Consider the following 17877-nt stretch of genomic DNA (forward strand, 5'->3'; position numbering starts at 1 on the left):
TCTGTGGCGCGCTCGGCCCCGACGCTGGAGCCATGACAACAACCGCTTGGCTCCCGGCAGGCTGGAACCACCCGCTCCGGGTGCCACTGACGACAGGGCACCACCTCCGCCCGATCCGGGCGACCGACGTCGACCTGGACATGCAGGCTGTGATGGGCTCGCAGGAACGGCTCTGGTCGCTGTACGGCGAAGCCTGGGGGTGGCCGCCCGCGACGATGTCCGCCGAGCAGGACCGCGCGGACCTGGCCCGGCACGAGGCCGAGATGGAGACCCACGAGTCGTTCAACTACGCGCTGTTCGACAACGGCGAGACCGAACTGCTCGGCTGCGTCTACATCGATCCGCCGATCCACGAGGGGACGGACGCGGAGATCTCCTGGTGGGTCGTCGACTGGCTCACCGGCGGGCCGATCGAGGCAGCCCTCGACGACCTCGTGCCGCGCTGGATCGCGGCCGACTGGCCGCTCACCAACCCGCACTACACGCACCACTCGACACCGTATTCGAACCAGGGGGACTTGAAATGACCAGCACGTTCGTGACAACCGGCGGCAGTCACGCCGCCACGATCCATCACTCACAGGGGAAGGGATGGGTCCTGGCCGGCATCGGCGCAGGCCTGGCGGGGATCGCCACCGTGGTCGGCTCGAGCCTCGCGAACGCCGTGTACGACGACAAGCTCGCCGGAGACGCTGCCGGCATCACGGCGAAGCTGGCGGAGCAGACCGGGCCGATCCTCGCGATGCACACTGCCGCCATGCTGTCCGCCGTACTCCTGCTCGTGTTCGCCGCCGGGATGCGTCGCCGGCTCGTGAACACGACGCCGGAAGGCAGCCTGCTCCCGCAGGTGGCCGGGTCCGGCCTGATGCTGGTGTCGGTGGCGCTGCTGATGGGGTCGGCGCTGACCACGGAGTTCGTGTTCGGGGTGAAGGAACCGGACCTGCTGGTTCCGGAAACCGCGGCGTTCTTCGGGCACTGGATCGGCACCGTGCCGTGGCTGTGGGTCGGCGCCGGGGTCGCCGCCCTCGCCGTCGGTATCGCCGGCCGGAAGTTCAAGGCGGTCGCACCGTGGCTCGCCTGGGTCAGCCTCGTCCTCGGCGGACTCACCGTCTTCCTCGGAGTCAGCCCGGCGCAGTACATGGCCGGGATGACCGGGCCGCTGTGGCTCACCATCGCGGCGATCGGCCTGCTCAGGCAGGACTGATTGCCTGTAGCAACGGTTCGGCGGTCGCGAGGAAATTCTTCGCGACCGTTGAACCGATCCTCCGGAGTGCACGTGTCCTGGTCCGAGAAAGCACGCGAACCAGACCGTTCCAGACCTGTGGAGGATCTGATGAGGAAGTCTTTTGCCGCGACGATCACCGCGCTTGCCGCCGTACTGACACTGTCAGCCTGCAGTACGGCGTTCGCCGACAAAAGCGCTCCCGAAACCGAGCAGGACAAGGCCGCTCCGGCACCTGCCAACGCTCCCGCCGCCAACGCTCCGGCCGCTGCCGCCGGTGCTGAGAAGCAGGAAGAGCCGAAGGTGCTGAACGTCTCGCAGGTGCCGGGCCTGACGCCGATCCTGACGAGTGCAAGCGGCCGCACCGTCTACCGGTTCGACAACGACTCCGCGAACCCGTCGAAGTCGACGTGTTTCGACGCCTGCGCCGAGCAGTGGGAGCCGGTGCTCGCCGGGTCCGGCGTCGAGATCGACGGTGGCGGGGTCGACGAGCGGCTGATCTCCACGATCGCCCGCCCGGAGGGCAAGCAGGTCACGCTGAAGGGCTGGCCGCTGTACTACTTCAAGGACGACCTGCGGCTCGGCGAGCTCGCCGGCCAGGGCCGTGGTGGCGTGTGGTTCGCGGTCAACCCGCAAGGTGGCAAGGCGAAGTCGACCACCCAGGCCGAGCCGACGGCACCGGTCCAGAAGGACGTGCAGACGCTGACCGTCAATGTGGTCGACGGTTTCATGCCGTTCGTCACCAACCAGGCCGGCCGGACCGTGTACCGGTTCGACAACGACTCCGCCAAGCCCTCGCGCACCACCTGCTTCGGTGCGTGCACGAAGAAGTGGGAGCCCGTGCTGGCCGGCAAGAACGGCGTCAAGATCCTGAGCAGCAAGATCAACCGCGCCTCCGTCGGCACGATCGACCGCCCGGAAGGCAAGCAGCTCACGCTGAACGGCTGGCCGCTGTACTACTTCCACAAGGACAAGAAGCTCGGCCAGACCGCGGGCTACGGCGTCGCCAACGCCTGGTTCGCCATCGCCCCCGACGGCAAGAAGGCACCCCGCTGCCCCTGATCCGATCCACCCGCCGGCCGCCGGAATCGTTTCCGGCGGCCGGTGTCGTCTTCTCCCGGTGACACCTTGCTTGGTTACGCTGCTGACGGATGGCCCGCTTTGTAAGGCGAATCTCGTCGTACCGACGGATGGGGGAACGGTATGGAGAAGGAGTACGTCCTCGACAGCGGTTCAGACCTCGGCCGCCGTCAGCTCGACTACCTGGCGGAACTGCTGGATCCGCAGACGACACGGTGTCTCGACGCGGCCGGCGTACGACCAGGGATGCGGTGCCTGGACGTCGGCGCCGGCGGGGGCTCGATCACCCGCTGGCTGGCCGAGCGCGTCGGGCCGGACGGCTCGGTTGTCGCGGTGGACCTGGACACTTCCTGGCTCGACGACGTGCCGGGGGTCGAGGTGCACCGCCACGACATCAACGAAGGACTGCCGGTGGACGGTCAGTTCGATCTGATCCACGAGCGCCTGATGCTGATGCACCTCTCGCGCCGGGAGGAGATTCTCCAGACGCTGCTGGATGCGCTGGCGCCTGGCGGCGTACTGGTCCTCGGCGATTTCGACCGGCAGCGGGTCCGCGTCCTGTCCGCGCCCACCGACGCGGACGCCAAGCTCTTCCTGCGCGTCCAGGACGTCACGACGACCTACCTCACGCACGCGCACGGCATCTCCTACGACTGGGTCCGCGAGGTCGACTCACACCTGAGAGCCGCCGGCCTGAGCGACGTCCATGCCACCGCGTCCACCATCACCACCCACGGCGGCGACATCGCCAATCACCTGCACCGCAACTACATCCTCCAAATCCAGGACATCCTCACCACCAACACCACCCTCACCACCGAAGACCTCACCCAGTACGCCGCCCTGACCCAGAACCCGAACCTCCGAACCTGGTTCTACGAACACGTCACCACGACTGCCTGTAAACCACCGTGCTGAACACCCTCTTCTTCGACGGCGACCAAACCTTGTGGGACTTCGACGCGATGATGCGACGGGCCCTGGGTGCGACGTTGGAGGAACTGAGAGCTCGCTACCCAGAGGTCGCGATCGACGTCGATGCGGCAGTGGCTGACCGGCAGGCGGTTGGCGAACTGCGCGGATCGATGGAGCAGTTGAGATATGCGGCGTTCCAACGGACGCTGCGCCGGCTGGGCATCCCGGACAACGGACTCGCGGCCCACCTCACGGACTTCTATCTCGAGCAACGCTTCAGCGCCCTTGACCTCTACCCCGAGGTCCTCGACTCCCTCACCGCGTTGCGTACGACGTACAAGCTCGGACTACTGTCCAACGGCAACAGTTACCCCGACCGCTTCGGCCTCGGACGACTCTTCGACGCAGTGGTGTTCGCCCAGGACCACGATGTCGCCAAGCCGGACCGCCGCCTGTTCGACATCGCCGCGGGCACGATCGGCGCTACAGCCGACCGCATCGCGATGATCGGCGACTCTCCTGAGAACGACGTCACCGCCGCGCAGCGCGCCGGCTGGCGCGGAATCTGGCTCAACCGCGACGCGAGAACCTGTCCCCCCGACTGCACCCCGGACGCCGAGATCGCCTCCCTGACAGAGCTGCCGGCCGTCCTCGGGCAATGCTCATGACGCCGGACCTGGTCGAGTCCACCGGAGATCCGCAGTGCGACCAGATCGTGCAGGGTGTGGTGGGGATCTTCGAGGTGGTGTTTCCGGGTCGGGTGCGGGGGGTCTACCTGCGAGGAAGCCGGGTCAGTGGGACGAGCGTGGTTGGGAGTGATCTCGACTTGTTCGTGGTGTTCAAGGATCGGTTCGTGGACGGCGAGTACGAGCGTGCCAAGGCGCTCGTCAGTCATTGTGCGCGACTGGCGCCGGTGTTGCTCGAGGTTGTGCTGGTCGGTGAGCGTGGGCTTCGGCGGCCGGAGGGCATTGGGATCGCGTTGAATCTCAAGCTGTCGACCCGGCTGCTGTACGGCGAGGACATCCGGCCTGAGTTGCCGCCGTACGATGCGGACACCTACGTGCGGTCGGTGGTGCACACGCCGTTCCTGAGCTACTCCTACCCTCGCGGGCCGTTGAACTACCCGCTGGAGCACGTCGATCCCGACGGACCGTTCTTCGGGTTCGATCAATGGGACGGCGAGCCCAGCACCAAGCTGCTCGTCGGCACGGTCGGCTGGACGGCGACCGCGATCGTTGCGCTACGCAGCGGTCAGTACGTGCGCGACAAGACTGCCTGCGTCGAGCTCTACCGAGAGCACGTCGCCGATGAGTGGACCGAGCTCGTTGCCCAGGTCCACGAGCTGTGCCGCAACCAGTGGCACTACGAGGTCCCGTCTGTTGAAGCCGATCGCAAAACACTCCGCGCGATGTGCGACCGCGCGCTGGACTTCCAGAACCACTTCCTCAGGCTCTACCGGCAGTACCAGCTCGACGAGCTCGCCTCCGGCGATCCGGACCGGGTGCAGCTCGCGACCCAGCGGCTGGCCGAGGTCAGCGGTTGGTGACCTCGAAGGCGACGACGGCGGCGGCGATGGCGACGTTGAGGGACTCGACGTTGGCGTGCAGCGGGATCTGCAGGTCGGAGTCGGTGCGGACGGTCAGGCCGTTGGTCTCGCCGCCGAGGACATAAACGGCCCGCGGCGCCAGGTCGGCCTTGAACAGCGACTCCTGCGAGCGCGCCGAGAGGCCGTAGACGTGGTAGCCCGCCGTACGCAGGAAGTCGACCGCGGCCTGCGCAGTGGACGTATTGACGATCGGCGCCTGGAACGCGACCCCCGCCGACGCCTTGATCACCAGCGGCCCGACGTGCGGCGTCCCCGCGCGCGGCAGGATCACGCCGTCGAACCCCGCCCCGGTCGCCGTCCGCAGGATCATCCCGACGTTCCCCGGGTTCGTCACCCCGTCCAGCAGGAACACGTTCGTCGGCCGCTTCCCGCGGGCCCGGACGAACTCCTCCAGCGGCGTCATCCGCGGCGCGTCCACGTCGGCGACCACACCCTGGTCGTGCTTCCCGTTGCCCGCCAGCCACTTCACCCGCGTGGCGCTCGCCCGCTCGACCGGTACGTCGTACTTCGATGCCGCCCGGAGGATCTCGTGCAGCGACTGCCCGGTCGCGTTGTCGGCCACGACGAGCTTCGCCACCGACAGCTTCGGGTCGTGCAGCGCCTCGAGGACCGGCTTCCGCCCGTAGATGGTGATCCACTTGTCCCGCGGCGACCTCTTCGATTCCACCCGCCTACGGTAACTTCATATCGCCGCAACAGCTGAGCAACGTCCGTCCGGCACGCTCGGAAGCATGGAACCCTTACGTACGGCGCTCGTCGGCGGGACCGCCTGTGAGGTGTGCGGACGGCTCCCCCATCCCCGCCGGATGCGGCTGACCGTGGCCAAGCTGCTCGCGATCTTCCCGGTCGAGTTCGCCCTCCACGCGGTCGTGCTGGCGTTCCATCCGCCGTACGTCGTCGCCGTCACACTGCTCGTGATCGCCACCACCGCCCTGGTGATCTGGGTCATCGAGCCGTCGACGATGCGGCTGCTCCGCTCGTGGTTGCACGCCCCGCACATCCGGCCCAACGCCGGGATCGACGCGCTCTGGCGGATCCGCGTCACTCTCACGGACCGGGCCGGCGCGCTCGAGCGGCTGACGCACGAGCTGGCCGAGCTGGATGCAAACATCCTCGGGCTCCACGTGCACCCGATACCGGACGGCGTCCGCGACGAGCTCGTCGTCTCGACACCGGACCCGACCACCCCGGAATCGTTGCTGGAAGCAATCGAGTCGGCCGGCGGCCGCGACGTCCACGTCTGGCCGACCACCACGCTCGCGCTCGTCGACGGCCAGACGAAGGCCCTCAGCCTGTCGGCGCGCGTGGTCGGCGACCCGAGTGAGCTCCCGCACGCGGTCGCCGAACTGCTCGGCGCCCAGCTCGTCACCGACCGGGTCGCGCTGGCTGGTCCGCTGCCCGCCGACGGGACCGTGCTCAAGATCCCGTCGCCCTGGACCGGCCTGTTCGCGTTCACCCGGCCCGGCGAGCCGTTCACGCCCGCCGAGTCCGCCCGAGCCCACCGCCTGGCCCAACTGGCGGAGCTCGCCCTGGTCAACCGGCCGGGTTAGTCGCCTTGCCGTCGAGCCACAGGACGTTGGACGCGTCCCCGTGCGGACCCTTCCGGCCGACGTGCTTGTCGCTGATTACCGTGCCGTTCTTGATCACCTGCACCAGCGCCATCGCGTGCCCGCGGCCGAGGTCGTAGTCCGCCTTCAGCCAGTCGCAGATCACGCCGGCCTTGACGTCCGGAGCGTCGTACCCGAGCTGTTTCGCCTGCTCGACCAGCTCCCGCGGGGTGCGACCGGTCTTCTCCTCGATCTTGTCCAAGTACGCCTGGAACGACATCTGGTGTCTCCTTCACGAAGTGTGCTTGCACCAGTGCGTCGTACGGCTCGGCCCGAAATCGACACCCTCACTCGCCGGTTTGCAGGCCGTACTTGCGGAGCGCGTCGGCCAGGCGCCCCTGGTTCTGCCCGTCCACGAGGTCGGAGGACAGCTGGCGGAGCTTGACGTTGCTGTCCTGCGAGGCGCGCTTGAGTACGTCGAAAGCGACGCTGGTCGTGATCCCGTAGCGGTGCATGAGCACGCCCTGCGCCTGGCCGATCACGGTCCGCGTGAGGAGCGCCGTACGCAGCTGCTCGACCAGGCTGCGGCTGTCGTTGAACAGTTGCACGTTGTCGAACGCGACCCCGGCGTGCAGCGCGAACAGCAGCACGACGTCGTACGACGTACTCCCGAAAGCGTCGACCTTGGCCGAGAACAGGCTGAACGCGGACGCGGACCCGGTGACCGCCGGCAACGGGAGCATCAGACTGCTCCGGTACCCGGCGTTGATGGCGGCCGCCGCGAACTCCGGCCAGCGGTGATCGGCGGCAAGGTCGGCGACCCGGTGCGGCTCGCCGTACGTCAGGACGTCGTGCAGCGGGCCGTCCATCTCGGTCAGCTGGGCGCCGAGGGTGGCGCGGGTGGGTTCGGCGACCGGGTCGGCGGTCTTGTGGTAGCGCGCGACGATCTCCGCCGTGTCGCCGGTGAGTACGGTGATCGAGGCCTCCTCGCACTCCGGCACGGTCCGCACCACCCGGCTCACGAACCGGCCCAGCGTGGTGGCGACATCGTCGTCCTCGACCAGCCGGCTGACTTCGACCAGCTCCTGCGCCAGCTCCAGAATCCCCTCACCCATGGCTCCATCATGCGCCATGGCTTTCTGGGTTCCGAGACCCAAACGGGCGGTAGCCTCGATGTCATGGACGAGGAGCGCCTGACCGCCAAGGGCCGGGCGACCCGCGAGCGGATCCTGGCGGCCGCGGCCGACCTGGTACTGCGCCGGGGCGTCGCCGGGACCGGGCTCGACGACGTCCGCCGGGCGGCGGGTGTGAGCGGCTCGCAGCTCACGCACTACTTCCACGACAAGCAGACGCTGATCGACGACGTGATCGCGTGGCAGACCGATGCGGCGCTGGAACGCGAGCCGGTGCTGGACTCGTTCGAGGCGTGGCACCGGTGGGCCGACCAACTGGTGGCGCGGCAGACGGCGCGGAAGTTCCAGGGCGGCTGCGAGCTCGGCTCACTCGCCGGCCAGCTCGCCGAGACCAGCCCGGAGACACGCGCCCACCTGGCCGACGGCTACGACCGCTGGCTCGACCAGTTCCGGCACGACCTGCACGGCATGCGCGACCAGGGCCTGCTGCGCCCCGACGCCGAACCGGACTCCCTCGCGAACACACTCCTCGCCGCGATGCAGGGCGGCGTACTCCTCTCCCAAACCCTCCGCCGCCCCGCCCCCCTCCGCGACTCCCTCAACGCCGCCCTCGCCCAACTAGAGTCCTTCGCGAGCTAGACAGCGGAGGATCGCGGCGACTGATTTGTCGACATCGTCTTCGTTCGTGGTCCAGTTGCTGACCGAGATGCGCATGGCGGCCTTGCCGTGCCAGGTGGTGCCGGACATCCAGCAGGTGCCTTCCTGCTGCACTTCACTGACGACTCGGCGAGTGAGTTCGTCGTCGTCGCCGAAGCGGACCAGGACCTGGTTCAGCACGACATCGTTCAGTACGGCGACTCCGTGTGCTTCGAGCGTGTCCGCGAACCGCCGCGCCATCGCGTGACACCGGTCGACGATCTCGGCGATCCCTTCACGCCCGAGCGCCCGGATGGCGGCGTACACCGCGAAACCACGCGCCCGCCGGGAGAACTCCGGGTTGAACTCGAGCGAGTCGCGCTCCCCGTTCTCGTCATGGATCAGGTACGACGCCCGGACCGACATCGCAGCGCGGTGAGCTTGGGGCTGGGCGCAGAGCACCAGGCCCGAGTCGTACGGGACGTTGAGCCACTTGTGCGCGTCCGTCGCCCAGGAGTCGGCCTTTTCGATGCCGTGGAGGTGTGGTTGAAGGGTGGGGCTGACCGCGGCCCACAGACCGAACGCCGCGTCCACGTGCACCCACGCGCCGGCCTTGTGCGCTGCCTCGCAGATCTCCCCGATCGGATCGATCGCGCCAGTGTTCACGTTGCCGACCTGGGCGCAGACAATCGTGGACTCGTTGTCTTGAAGGGCCGCTGCGAGCGCATCGGCCCGCATCCGCCCCTGACCGTCGACCTCGATCGGCTCGATGCAGCTGGTGCCGAGGCCGAGGAAGCGCAACGCTCGGTCGACCGTGTCGTGCCGCTCGGCGCCGGCCAGCACGCGGATCGGCGGCGCACCGATGAGGCCGTCCCGCTCGACGTCCCAACCTCGGCTCTGGAGTACGGCGTGCCGCGCCGCCGCGAGCCCGGTGAAGTTGGCCATCTGCGCCCCGGTCACGAAGCCCACCGATGTGTGTGCGGGCAGCCCGAACAGCTCGACCAGCCAGCGCGCCGCGACCTCCTCGACCACAGCCGCCGCGGGCGAGGCGGCGTACAGGCCCGCGTTCTGGTCCCAGACCGTCGTCAGCCAGTCCGCCGCCAGCGCCGCGGGGGTCGCGCCGCCGAAGACGAACCCGAAGAACCGGCCACTGCCGCTGGGCAACAACCCCTCCTCGACGCCCTTGGCGAGATGCGCGATCACCTCCTGCGGATCCGTCGACTGCTCCGGCAGCGCGCCGCCGAGCGCGTCGTACAGCTCCGCCGCGGTGGCCCGCGGGCCGACCGGTCGCTCTGGCAGCGTGATGAGATATTCCTGCGCGCGCTCGTACGCCTCGCCGAGCGGGCCCTCCCAATCAGTCATGTCCCCTTTTGTACGCCGGTCGCGTGTGAAGGGCCGTGTGACGGCATTACAGTGCGCTCAGACCGGCTTTGGGAGGGCGTGGATGGCGCGAGTCGTGACCGGGAGTCGCTGGACGGCGATCGTCGGTTATTCCCTGGTCGGTGCGGCCACCCAGTTGGTCTGGCTCAACTTCGCCGGCGTCACCACCGACGCTGCCGCGCACTACAGCGTCTCCGAGAGCGCGATCGGCTGGCTCGCCCAGGTCTTCCCCTTGCTGTACGTCGTACTCGCGATCCCGTGCGGTCTGCTCCTGGACCGCTGGTTCCGCCCCGCCTTGCTCATCGGCGCCTGGCTGACCTTTGCCGGTGCTGCCGTCCGGCTGATCGGCGACGACTACAGCTGGCTGCTCGCCGGACAGATCGTCGCCTCGATCGCCCAACCCCTCGTCCTGAACGCCGTCACCGGCATCACCGGCCGCTACCTGTCCCCGGACGACCGGCCGAAAGGCATCGCCGTCGGCACTGCCAGCATCTTCGCCGGCATGATCCTCGCCTTCCTCCTCAGCGCCGTTTTCGGCTCCTCCCTGCGCCCCATGCTGGCCGCGAGCGCCGCCTTCTGCGCAACCGCGGCACTCGTCCTCGCCACCACCCTCCGCACCGCCGGCAACTTCACGCCCGCCACCAACCGCCTCACCGCCCACAACACCGCCGGCCCCGCGAACCTCGACCCGACAAGGCTCGGCCCCGGTGAGCGCGGTCCCCTTCGGATCGCCTGGGCGGACCCGCTCATCCGTCGCCTGTCCGTCCTCGCCATCTTCCCCTTCGGCGTCTTCGTTGCCCTAAGCACCTTCGCCCAGGCCCTCCTGGAGCCAGCCGGAGTGAGCAGCACCACCGCGAGCACCATCCTCCTGCTCAACGTAGTCGCAGGAGTCCTAGGCAGCGCCATCATCCCCGTCGTCATCGCCCGCCACCGAGCCGAATCAACCCACCTTGCCCTGAGCCTGACCTTCACCGCCCTCGCCTGCTTCACACTCGCCATAGCCCCCGGCGTCCTGACCGGCTTCGTCGCCATCACCCTGATCGGCCTGCTCCTCCTCCCGGCACTCCCCATCGTCCTGGAACTCGTAGAACGCCGTACCGGAGAAGCCGAAGGCACCGCAGCCGGCCTGATCTGGATGGCCGGCAACCTCGGCGGCCTCCTCGTAGCCGTCGTAGTCGGCCTCCTCGTCGACCACCCGACCGCGGCATTCCTCGTGATGGCAGTGATCGCGCTGATCGCCGTACCAGGCGCCCGATCCCTCAAACAGCCGATCGCCGAACTCCAACCGCCGTCGCCGCAGTAGCCAGCAACCCACCGATGCCCGCAGCAACAAACGTGACCCGCGCGTCGGTGTGCTCGAGGAGCAGACCACCGCCTACGTACGACACGCCGGCGGCCAGCCCGATAGCGCCGTACAGATTCCCGAAAACACGGCTCCGCATATGCGCCGGCACAATGCGCTGAAGGTGAGTGTTGATCGCCACATCAACCCCCGCGATCCCGATCCCACGCACGACCTGAAGCGCGAGCGCGGCCCACACCGCCCACGCAAGCCCCGTAAACAGATTCCCCGCGCAACTCACGGCGAACCCGACCAGCATCAACGCCGGCATCCGGAAGCGGCCCGCATACCGGCTGAGTACGGCGTACCCGGCAACGAGCCCGATACCCACACCCGCGTAAAGCGTCGCCACAGCCGAGTCGCTCCCCCGCAACTCGTCCTTGCCGAGGAACACCATCGCGACGACATCCACCCCGCTGAACGCCACCACCGCGAAGAACCCGAGACCGATGACCCGGACAGCCTTAGTACGCCAGATGTACCCGAGCCCATCCCTCGCATCCTTGACCAGGCTGTGCTCCCTCGGCCCGCTCGGCGGCAGCTTCGGCATCCCGCTCAGCAGGACCGCCGACACGAAGAACGTCGCCGCGTCGACCAACAGAATCCCCCGGACGTCAACCACCAGAAACAACCCCGCCGCAATCAGCGGCCCGATCGCCTCCAGCCCGTTGGTCCACGCCCCGAGCCAAGAGTTCGCCCGCTCCAGCTCCTCATCCTTCACCAGCGCCGGCACCGCACTCCGCGAGCTCGCCTGAAACACCTGCGCCACCAAACTCCGTACGGCGACCATCACGAGCAGCACGGGCAGCGGCGGCAACGTAACCGCCATCGCCACCACCAGCCCACCCTGCAGCACGTCACACGTGACCATCACCCGGCGCAGGTCGAACCGATCCCCGATCGCCCCCGCGAACGCCCCGAACAACCCCGGTGTGAAGTCCCCCGCCAACAGCAACAACGCCACCGCCAACCCCGCCCCCGTCGCCCCCTCGACGTACAGCAGCAACGCCACCAGCCCCAGCGAGTCCCCCAGAAACGAAACCGCCCGAGCCACCCACAACCGCCGAAACCCCACCACCCACCATCCTCTAAGATGGTCCAGCACGTTACACCCGCCGGTGTGGCGCAACTGGCAGCGCACCGCTCTTGTAAAGCGGTGGTTAGGGGTTCGAGTCCCCTCACCGGCTCTCTGGCCAGGCAGTATGCCCGTTCAGGCATACTGCCTGGAGCCTCAACTCATCGTTTACTCATCACTTTGGCCTGTTGAAGGCAGCGCCGGATGCCATCAGAGCTCGGGCTCGTCCGTCGTTTGCCGATGCTGATCAGCGATCTCTCGGAACGCTTCCTCAAGGTGCAGCGCAGCGTCGGGGTTGCGCGCCTTCCGCCCGAGATAGTCGTTCATCGTGGTGCTTGTGAACGCATGTCCGAGCTGGTCGGCGATCTGCCGTGGCGTTTGGCCGGACCGCTCCAGCACCGTCGCCGTCGTCTTGCGGAAGACATGAGACGTGACCCAGGCCAGCTCATCCGCCAGAGACCTAAGGCCCGCAAGCTCGACCAGCTCCATCAGTGCCGCCCGGCCAGCTGAGGACAGAGTGTAGAGACCGGCCAGTGCGGCGGCTTCGGAAGGCTCGAGCGCCACCCGACCCGTCTCGATGAGACTGATGCGAGTCTTACGCCAGCCCAGCTTCTCGACAACGTCGACCTGAGTCAGACCTGCCTCACGCCGGTGAGCCCGAAGCGTTCGCCCCAGCTCCAGCCGCCGCTGACCTCCGACCGGTCTGCGCACGTCGCGAATGGCCTTGCGGACATTGTGAGGATCGCGGAAGCCACCAGTGCTGCTTGGGAAGATCGGCGATGTCAGCGTCGTGCCAGGCACCCACCGAGCTTGCAGCATGGTCAGACACCATTGCGGCAGGACCAGCACGCGCTCACCGGCCAGCGACTTCGGGCGGCGCCGCACCAATCCTTGGCCCTTGATCCGCTGGATCTGATGACTGCAGTCGATCTCAGCGGTCTCCCAGTTGAGGTCGTCCCACGTCACAGCCAGGCACTCCCCGATCCGCTCGGCGGTGGCAAGCATGAACTTGCTCAGATCAACGAGGTCGGCTCGGACCGCTCGCTCGTCCTGCGCCAACAACTCGAACCATCGTTCAACCTCTGCATCATCCAGCGCACGCGGAGGTTTCCGCTTACCCTTGCGACCGATCTGAATCTCACGGACCGGATTCGAGTCCATCGCGCCATGCCGAACAGCGAGGCCGAACGTTCCAGTAAGGATGCTCTTGCACGTCCTCGCCGTCGCGACGCCCACCTGATTCCGGATGGCAGTGATCACATCGCTCACCCGCTGAGTCGTAACCTCGAACAACCGAAGCTCACCGATGCGCGACTCGAGATTCTTGTCGTACTGATACCGATACGTCTGATACGACTCCGGTGACCGCAGATCCTGCTCAACGAGCCCTTCCAGCTCAGCGAAGTACAGCTCGACGGCGACAGTGATCCGGTCCTTCGAGCTCAACTGCCCTGAGCCCCCAGCCCGACGTCGTTCCTTCAACACCGCACGAAGCCGATTCTCCGCCTCGTTGGAGGTCTTACCCCACCGCGCCGCCAGCCTCGTCCGTCCATCCAAATCCCTGAAGTACGCACGGGCCTCGTACTTCACCGGCCGACCTTTCTCGTCCCATCGAACCGCCCGCGACGTGATATTCCCCCACGTCCCCAACGGCAACGGCTCCCTCGCCATCAGACCTCCCAACCGACACGCCGCCCAGGCAAAGCCGAACGACTCCGAGGCCTGCTCAACGATCGAGCCCATCAACTCCGCGGACCAGCGTGGTCATCCGCCAAGCAAGACAGCGTCGTCCGACCGCTCGGGCCGCATAGCGACGAGCATCCGAAAGCACGGCCGTCCGCCGGGCAGACGCGTATGAGCCCGCACGAAACGCCCGCGTGCGCCGGCTAACGCCACCCATCAGGACTCTGCGCAGAAGTTCCAGTACTACGCCGAGAACTCCGACCGCTTCACGGGCGATCGCGACCAGGACCAGGTCCGTGCGCTCAACCCGCCCTCCAATCCTTCGAAGAGTGGTTCTCCAAGCACAAGGACGGCATCTCCATCAAGTGATCTGCACGGCGGATCAGGCCCCATCGATCCGCCATGCAAACCTGCATCCGTGCTCACAATTTCGCTACAACGACCATCGTTTAGCGCTACCCCACGGAGCAGTGACGGAGCAGACCGGTCGCGCGCTCAGTGTCGGGAGGACGGTCTGACCCCAGCCCGCTGACCCGCCGCGCAACCCGCCAACCTGCCGACTGGCCGCGTCCCCCGGAGCCGTCCATGCCTCGCCCGGGAACGCGCCGGTCGGGGCATCCGGACGCCGCATCGTAGCTGGCGGCCCGCCTCGGATCCAGCCGGGTCGCGCCCTGGGTCAACCCCGGCCCGACGCCCCGGCCGGAGTTCAGCCCGCACCAGTTCCTCCGCCGCCGCGGCAACCTCTTCAGCGTCTCCCGGGAATGCGCCGGGAACGCCGGGCCGCTGGTCACCGCGCTGACCGTCGCTGTCGTCAAGGCCGCCGAGGACTACGCCACCGCCTGCCGGCGGCCGGCTCCGGTCCCGATGATCGGTGTTTCGACGAGGCCGCCAACGTGTGCCGGTGGAAGGACCTGCCCGACCTCTACAGCCACTACGGCTCCCGCGGGATCGTGCTGATGACGATCCTGCAGTCCTGGGCCCAGGGCGTGGACTGCTGGGGCGAGCGCGGCATGGAGAAGCTCTGGTCGGCCGCCAACCGGCGCATCTACGGCGGCGGTGTCTCCGACGCAGGGTTCCTGGACCGGCTCAGCAAGCTGATCGGCGACCGCGAACTGCTGCTCGCGTCGACGTCGACCAGCGAGCAGGGCACGTCGGTCAACCGGCAGCTGCAGCGCGAACAGATCCTCGACGTCGCCGACCTCCCGGCCGGCCGGCCGATCGTGTTCTCGTCCGGATCGCGTGCGACGCTGATCCCGTCCATCCCCTGGATGGAGCGGCCGTACGCCGACCGGATCCGCGCCTCCCTCGCACGGTTCGACCCGGCGCCCGCGCCGCCTCCCCGGCCGCCGTACCGCGCAGGAGCCCACGTCAGCTTGCCCAACACCGAATGGGACGACCCGCAACCCGCGGCCGCCGGTACGACGGTCGACCAGGCGCTGCTAGTCGACGCCGCCCGCCGCTGACTCCGGGCCCGGCTGGACGGGGCCGCCGATCGGCAGCTCGCGGCCGTCCTCGACGGTGCCGAGGTCGAGCCCGATCCCGCCGTACCGAGGATGGCGGCCGCCGTCGACCAGGCGCTCCGCGAGCTCCAGGCCGACCAGCTCGAGCAGCAGGCCGTGGCTGCCTGCGCCGCCCTCGAAGCAGAGGCAGCCGACGAACCGCGGGTGCACTTCGAGAAGCTGCCCGACTTCGTCGACCAGTTCCCCACCAAGGCCTACCGACGCGAGACCGCCGCCAAAGCCACCTGGTGCACCGACTGGTGGAACCACCCCGAAGCCGTCCTCCGGCTGTCCGCGCTGTGGCGCTCCTGGGAAGCACTGCGCCACGAACCCGGCACCGGCATGAGCGTGTGGTGGCGCGACCACGCCGACCACCAGGTGACCCGACTCCTCGCCACCGACGGCGCCTTCAAGGGCTGCACCCGCGACCAGCACCAACAGGACGGCAAGCTCGAACCGCTGCCATGGGCGACCCCGCCGCCGGAGCTCTACGACCAGCTCACGTACAGCGCCTAACGACGCTGACGGGCACCTAAACGGCCCGCCGGGCGGGACGCGGTGCAGGCAAGTCGATCTTGAGCTCGGCGGCCTTGTCTCGGATAGCGGCGTCGGAAACCGTCGTCGGTGTGTTGCCCCGCGGAACACGCGTCGACGGCAGGGAGACGGCCGGACTACAAGTCCGGCCAGCACCGCGAGCCGCTGGCGTAACGGCGCACCACGCGATCCCGATACCTCCCCAAGGGGAGGGGTGGGGGTCTGCGATGCGACGACTCTGCTGGTACCGGTCGTCGGACGGATCCGGATGCGGCGGACCTGGTCCGCCGGTTTGCGCGGCGTGCTGGCAATGGTGGCCGGCGCCGTCCCAGGACCCGGTACGGCGGTACGACGAACTGCTGGATCGGCTCTAACCGACGGGGACTACCGAGGTCCTCCGGGCGGCCGGAAGCCCAGCACTGATCGCTCGGTAGCGGGCCGTTGGTTGCTCAGAAGGGCGCTCAGCAGGCGAATCGATGCAAGGCCCATTTGTCGCTGGTGTCACACTTCTTACCGGCACCCCTAGATGGCGGGGTTGCGTTCGGCCGATGGAGGACCCAATCCGGCGCCGTAGGCGTTGTTGGAAAGTGGACAGCGAGGTGGAGAATGCGTCATGACCGCTCCGCCACCTCCGACCGCCGCCGCGCCCGCGGCCATGCATCGGAGAATGCGGCCGGAGAACGCCCGCATGGCCGGGAACTCGGCGCGCAGGTCGTCGGCGAGCCGATCGATCACGCGGGTTCCTCAGCCCTCGGCGGACTGCCGGTCCACGATCGCCTGACCGATCGCCCAGTACAGGCCGAGCACCTCGGTGTTGACGACGCGATGCGCGCGCAGCTGCGCGTCGCGGACCTTGGCCTTTGAGCTTCGCGAGCAGTTCGCCGTACCCGGTAGGCCGGGCTAGCTCCGTGCTCATCGCTGACTCGCCGGGCCGGCTCGGCCGTCGTTCGGGCAGGGCGGCGCACTGAGTGTGCGGTGCATGCCGATCACCCTGGCATAGACCGGGGACAGACGTGCAGGTACGACGGGCGCTACCGGCCGTCATTCCGCCACCGGAGGAGCAGCTCCATGATCTTCGGCGCGGCATTACGCCGATCCGGATTCCTTCGTCGCCAGCGCGACGGCGATCGGGGGCAGGAGCAGGGACAGGTAGACGATGACAGCGACAGCACCGCCGAAGCGAGCTTGTTCACGGTTGCGAACACGTGCGACACCAAGCCCTCCAGGGGTCAAGGTGCCGGTTGCCTTCATTTCCGGCCTGGCGAGCGATCGCGCCCAGGCGATCAGTTGTCCCCATCAGCGTACGGCGCCGCTGGACGGCGAACCTTCGAGCCGCGCTGGCGATAGCACCTCCCGACAGAGGCCTGCTGACACGAGGTCGTGATGCTCTCGCCAGCAGGACAGCCGAGCTGCACGTGGCTCACGCTGACTCGAGTCGTCGTGATCAGCCGGCTCTGGAGGAAGGACAGCCCGGCGCGAGGATAACCCCACCTGTGGCGGGCTGGTCGCCCCGGCCACGGCCACCCTGGACGAGCACGGTCGCGCCGAGCTCCGGCACCGCGGTGCCCTCGGCCACACGCAGCGTGGTGGTGAGGCCGTTGCTCAACCTGAGCAACACTAAGCATCGGGGCTGTTCCGGTCGTCTGGACGAGATCACCTCGTGGATGCCAATACAGACCGCTGGCTGGATCGACGCCCTGCCGAGTGACGCGGTGCCCTGACTCCTGACTTCACGGCACTGCACGGCGAGAAGCCCAATGGCTGACACAGATTCCCCCTCTTCACTTGAACTTGCACGGTCCATGCAGCGTGATCGCCGTGGCCAGATCGATGGTCCCCGGCGGCTTGATATCCATGAGTGACCCACCCGCCTTGAGCGACCACTTCTGAAGACCCGGGTCGGTCCGCTAAGTCGACCGGGACCGGCGATCGGCCCCACTGTAAGGTCGTGAGGCTGCCGCGGTCTTGAGGCGGACCACGATGCCTTTGGACGTCGGGGTGTTGCTGATGTCGGCGACGCTGTCGAGCGGCACCAGCACGTTCGTCTCCGGGTAGTACGCCGCGGCCGACCCGCGCGCCGCCGGGTAGGCGACGAGCCGGAACCCTTCGGCCCGCCGCTCGGTGCCGTCCCGCCAGATGCTGACGAGGTCGACCAGGTCGCGGTCGGCGAACCCGAGCTCCGCGATGTCGTCGGGGCTGACCATCACGACCCGGCGAGCGTTGTG

The 17877-nt window shown here is 68.1% G+C and carries 19 protein-coding genes, 1 tRNA gene and 1 pseudogene; 13 read left to right on the forward strand and 8 right to left on the reverse strand.

What is annotated here, in order from left to right:
• Nucleotides 1–32: 32 nt before the first annotated feature.
• The 6 genes from AB0H36_RS35890 (at nt 33) to AB0H36_RS35915 (ending at nt 4763) form a co-directional block, all read left to right on the forward strand.
• Nucleotides 33–527: a GNAT family N-acetyltransferase gene (locus AB0H36_RS35890; RefSeq protein ID WP_360534244.1), complete on the forward strand. Its 495-nt coding sequence runs from the start codon at nt 33–35 to the stop codon at nt 525–527.
• Nucleotides 524–1204, forward strand: a complete 681-nt coding sequence (locus tag AB0H36_RS35895) for a hypothetical protein (RefSeq protein WP_360534246.1) — start codon at nt 524–526, stop codon at nt 1202–1204. The genes AB0H36_RS35890 and AB0H36_RS35895 overlap by 4 nt, the downstream gene beginning before the upstream one ends.
• 129 nt (nt 1205–1333) lie before the next feature.
• The gene (locus AB0H36_RS35900; RefSeq protein WP_360534248.1) at nt 1334–2284 is read left to right on the forward strand and encodes a hypothetical protein; all 951 of its coding nucleotides are present in this window, start codon (nt 1334–1336) and stop codon (nt 2282–2284) included.
• 141 nt (nt 2285–2425) lie between these two features.
• Nucleotides 2426–3220, forward strand: a complete 795-nt coding sequence (locus AB0H36_RS35905) for a methyltransferase domain-containing protein (protein ID WP_360534250.1) — start codon at nt 2426–2428, stop codon at nt 3218–3220.
• Nucleotides 3214–3885, forward strand: coding sequence for an HAD family hydrolase (locus tag AB0H36_RS35910; RefSeq protein WP_360534252.1), 672 nt, complete (start codon nt 3214–3216; stop codon nt 3883–3885). The genes AB0H36_RS35905 and AB0H36_RS35910 overlap by 7 nt, the downstream gene beginning before the upstream one ends.
• Nucleotides 3876–4763 (forward strand): nucleotidyltransferase domain-containing protein, encoded by an 888-nt coding sequence (locus AB0H36_RS35915; protein ID WP_360534254.1) that lies wholly within the window; start codon nt 3876–3878, stop codon nt 4761–4763. The genes AB0H36_RS35910 and AB0H36_RS35915 overlap by 10 nt, the downstream gene beginning before the upstream one ends.
• Here the strand turns inward: AB0H36_RS35915 and AB0H36_RS35920 are convergent.
• Entirely contained in the window at nt 4750–5490 is a 741-nt protein-coding gene (locus AB0H36_RS35920; RefSeq protein ID WP_360534256.1) for an RNA methyltransferase, read from the reverse strand. The genes AB0H36_RS35915 and AB0H36_RS35920 overlap by 14 nt on opposite strands.
• A gap of 64 nt (nt 5491–5554) precedes the next feature.
• Between AB0H36_RS35920 and AB0H36_RS35925 the strand changes: the two genes are divergently transcribed.
• Complete coding sequence (locus AB0H36_RS35925) at nt 5555–6373, forward strand: ACT domain-containing protein (RefSeq protein ID WP_360534258.1); 819 nt, start codon at nt 5555–5557, stop codon at nt 6371–6373.
• On the opposite strand, the gene AB0H36_RS35930 is transcribed toward AB0H36_RS35925, so the two are convergent.
• Both AB0H36_RS35930 and AB0H36_RS35935 read right to left on the reverse strand, forming a co-directional pair.
• Nucleotides 6357–6650, reverse strand: a complete 294-nt coding sequence (locus AB0H36_RS35930; RefSeq protein ID WP_360534260.1) for a DUF4287 domain-containing protein — start codon at nt 6648–6650, stop codon at nt 6357–6359. The two genes, AB0H36_RS35925 and AB0H36_RS35930, sit on opposite strands and share 17 nt — an antisense overlap.
• Before the next feature lie 67 nt (nt 6651–6717).
• Nucleotides 6718–7485 carry an ANTAR domain-containing protein gene (locus AB0H36_RS35935; RefSeq protein WP_360534262.1) on the reverse strand — a complete coding sequence of 256 codons (768 nt, stop codon included), beginning with the start codon at nt 7483–7485 and terminating at the stop codon, nt 6718–6720.
• 63 nt (nt 7486–7548) lie between these two features.
• On the opposite strand from AB0H36_RS35935, the gene AB0H36_RS35940 reads away from it, so the two are divergent.
• Nucleotides 7549–8142 carry a TetR/AcrR family transcriptional regulator gene (locus AB0H36_RS35940; protein ID WP_360534264.1) on the forward strand — a complete coding sequence of 198 codons (594 nt, stop codon included), beginning with the start codon at nt 7549–7551 and terminating at the stop codon, nt 8140–8142.
• On the opposite strand, the gene AB0H36_RS35945 is transcribed toward AB0H36_RS35940, so the two are convergent.
• Nucleotides 8122–9501, reverse strand: a complete 1380-nt coding sequence (locus AB0H36_RS35945; RefSeq protein ID WP_360534266.1) for an aminotransferase class V-fold PLP-dependent enzyme — start codon at nt 9499–9501, stop codon at nt 8122–8124. The genes AB0H36_RS35940 and AB0H36_RS35945 overlap by 21 nt on opposite strands.
• An 82-nt stretch (nt 9502–9583) precedes the next feature.
• Between AB0H36_RS35945 and AB0H36_RS35950 the strand changes: the two genes are divergently transcribed.
• The gene (locus AB0H36_RS35950) at nt 9584–10822 is read left to right on the forward strand and encodes an MFS transporter (RefSeq protein WP_360534268.1); all 1239 of its coding nucleotides are present in this window, start codon (nt 9584–9586) and stop codon (nt 10820–10822) included.
• Here AB0H36_RS35950 and AB0H36_RS35955 read toward each other — a convergent pair.
• On the reverse strand, nt 10779–11939 hold the full coding sequence (locus tag AB0H36_RS35955) for an MFS transporter (RefSeq protein ID WP_360534270.1): 1161 nt from the start codon (nt 11937–11939) through the stop codon (nt 10779–10781). The two genes, AB0H36_RS35950 and AB0H36_RS35955, sit on opposite strands and share 44 nt — an antisense overlap.
• 36 nt (nt 11940–11975) lie before the next feature.
• Between AB0H36_RS35955 and AB0H36_RS35960 the strand changes: the two genes are divergently transcribed.
• Nucleotides 11976–12048 (forward strand) — tRNA-Thr (locus tag AB0H36_RS35960).
• Between the two features lie 98 nt (nt 12049–12146).
• Here the strand turns inward: AB0H36_RS35960 and AB0H36_RS35965 are convergent.
• Nucleotides 12147–13526, reverse strand: coding sequence for a helix-turn-helix domain-containing protein (locus tag AB0H36_RS35965; RefSeq protein ID WP_360534271.1), 1380 nt, complete (start codon nt 13524–13526; stop codon nt 12147–12149).
• A gap of 986 nt (nt 13527–14512) precedes the next feature.
• Between AB0H36_RS35965 and AB0H36_RS35970 the strand changes: the two genes are divergently transcribed.
• A complete protein-coding gene (locus tag AB0H36_RS35970; RefSeq protein ID WP_360534273.1) occupies nt 14513–15082 on the forward strand; it encodes a TraG/TraD/VirD4 family protein in 570 nt (189 codons plus the stop codon).
• On the opposite strand, the gene AB0H36_RS35975 is transcribed toward AB0H36_RS35970, so the two are convergent.
• On the reverse strand, nt 15059–15289 hold the full coding sequence (locus AB0H36_RS35975; RefSeq protein ID WP_360534275.1) for a hypothetical protein: 231 nt from the start codon (nt 15287–15289) through the stop codon (nt 15059–15061). The two genes, AB0H36_RS35970 and AB0H36_RS35975, sit on opposite strands and share 24 nt — an antisense overlap.
• Here AB0H36_RS35975 and AB0H36_RS35980 point away from each other — a divergent pair.
• A complete protein-coding gene (locus AB0H36_RS35980; protein WP_360534277.1) occupies nt 15284–15634 on the forward strand; it encodes a DUF4913 domain-containing protein in 351 nt (116 codons plus the stop codon). The genes AB0H36_RS35975 and AB0H36_RS35980 overlap by 6 nt on opposite strands.
• Nucleotides 15635–16258: 624 nt before the next feature.
• Entirely contained in the window at nt 16259–16516 is a 258-nt protein-coding gene (locus tag AB0H36_RS35985; protein WP_360534279.1) for a hypothetical protein, read from the forward strand.
• 1043 nt (nt 16517–17559) lie between these two features.
• Here AB0H36_RS35985 and AB0H36_RS35990 read toward each other — a convergent pair.
• Nucleotides 17560–17877: pseudogene (locus AB0H36_RS35990) on the reverse strand (hypothetical protein); the annotation flags it as partial.

This window comes from Kribbella sp. NPDC050820 (assembly GCF_040653975.1).
Taxonomy (GTDB): Bacteria; Actinomycetota; Actinomycetes; order Propionibacteriales; family Kribbellaceae; genus Kribbella.